The sequence below is a fragment of the Megasphaera cerevisiae DSM 20462 genome, assembly GCF_001045675.1.
Taxonomy (GTDB): Bacteria; Bacillota; Negativicutes; order Veillonellales; family Megasphaeraceae; genus Megasphaera; species Megasphaera cerevisiae.
Window position 1 is genome coordinate 1 of sequence record NZ_LEKT01000112.1, and the last position, 1,588, is coordinate 1,588.

1 protein-coding gene is annotated in these 1,588 nt (G+C 48.0%); it reads right to left on the reverse strand.

Annotated features, from left to right (window positions below):
* Positions 1-69 precede the first annotated feature (69 nt).
* Positions 70-1,482, reverse strand: coding sequence for an ISLre2 family transposase (locus AB840_RS15195; RefSeq protein ID WP_048515659.1), 1,413 nt, complete (start codon positions 1,480-1,482; stop codon positions 70-72).
* Positions 1,483-1,588 lie beyond the last annotated feature (106 nt).

Below are 1,588 nucleotides of genomic sequence, written 5' to 3' on the forward strand. Positions count from 1 at the left end.
GTATGTGTCAAGAAGTTCTCGGTGAATGTATTGACCTAGATAATAGCTAGCCTCATCGACATCGTTTTTTTATAAAAATGCAGGCGTTGAGAAACTGTTAGCTAACTTCCCTATGGCACTGCTGGACGGGCCATTATTGCAAATGCGTCCGTGATGAATCCCTACATGCGTTTGAAAGGGAATCTTCCGCATGACTCGTCTCATCGTCCCACGGAAAGTGCGGCTGACTGGAGCGGTAAACCCCTTGGTCCAGTCGGCAAACGCCTGATCTAATTCCTTGTTTCGTATGGCCGTAATCACTTTCACCATCGCAGTCCCTCCCGTCCGACTCCAATGACGCCCTTGTTTCTTCATCCGGTAACTGTATATCCGGTGGTTACTCTCACACGTACCGATGCCACTCGCAGACACAGCGATCTTTCGTAGTTTCAGCGGTGCTAACGAAACCCAGTTCCGCACTATATACTGACGTAACTTCTGTACATGCACTATCTCCTCCGGGGTTTCCGCTTGTGATTCCGCCGTATCCAGCAATACCTGCAGCGGTTCCCATCGGTATTCTCGCAGTGCGTTGCGTATCTCGTCCTGTAACGCTGGGTCTATGAAATACAACCGCTCTTTCAGTTTGCGGTTCACATGATACCGATCCAACACATGTTCATGCTGCTTGCATCCGATAACCAGGCTCCCAAAGACGTCTTTTCCATACCCGCTGCCTCCATCACTGTTGCTCACTACTACCACGTGTGCCAGATCGTACTTGCTCTGCAGATACGCCGTCACTTGCGTGACGAGCTCGCCATGATTCATCGATGCAAAGTAATGGGGATGCACCAACATAGTACGCGTACCACATCGCGTACTTCCTTCACTAATCTGTATCCGATGTATCTCCTGCTGCTTGGCTCCTTGTCCTTTTACGAGTAGCCCGTCTCCTTCTAGGCAGAGCAGGGGCGGGTGGCACTGTGCTGTCGCGCCGGAATGTGCCTTCTTGTGTTCTTGGCTCTGTTCCCACTCGGCATACCCACGTCCGACTTGTTTTATGATGTTTCCCACCGTTTGATGACTGATGCTCGTTAAAGTCAAGCGGTTGATAATATCCGCCGTGGTGCGATACACACTGCCCGTAGCTGCTTCTGCAACTCGTTTCATGAATAAGGCAGTATACCGCTGATACTTTTTCAGCCCTAATTGGATATCTAACGGATAAAATCCCTTCGCGCGCGGCCCCTCTTTCCGTATGCGACGGCGCTGATAGGTAACGGTGCCGAATAGTCCTTGTATCGTACGGCGATCCCGCCGTTCTATCTGATATCCTTGTTTCTTGTACTGTTCCACCAATTCTGTATCCATGATTTCTAACGCACAAACCAGTGCCTCTGTGAAAATCCGCATAAACAGCTGCAATAATTTTGTTTCGCGTATGATCGCGGTATCGGATTCCTTTATTGTTTTGATAATTTCTGCTATAATATATTCCATGAGAAGACCTTCGGTTGTGATATATTTTGCTGGCTAGGCAATATATCTATTATCTAGGTCTTTTCTTTTTTTTGCAATATCTTACCGAGAACTATTTTACACTAAG

Bases quoted from the DNA above. Each gene is read 5' to 3' on its own strand.
- AB840_RS15195 (WP_048515659.1), bottom strand. From the start codon at position 1,482: ATGGAATATATTATAGCAGAAATTATCAAAACAATAAAGGAATCCGAT.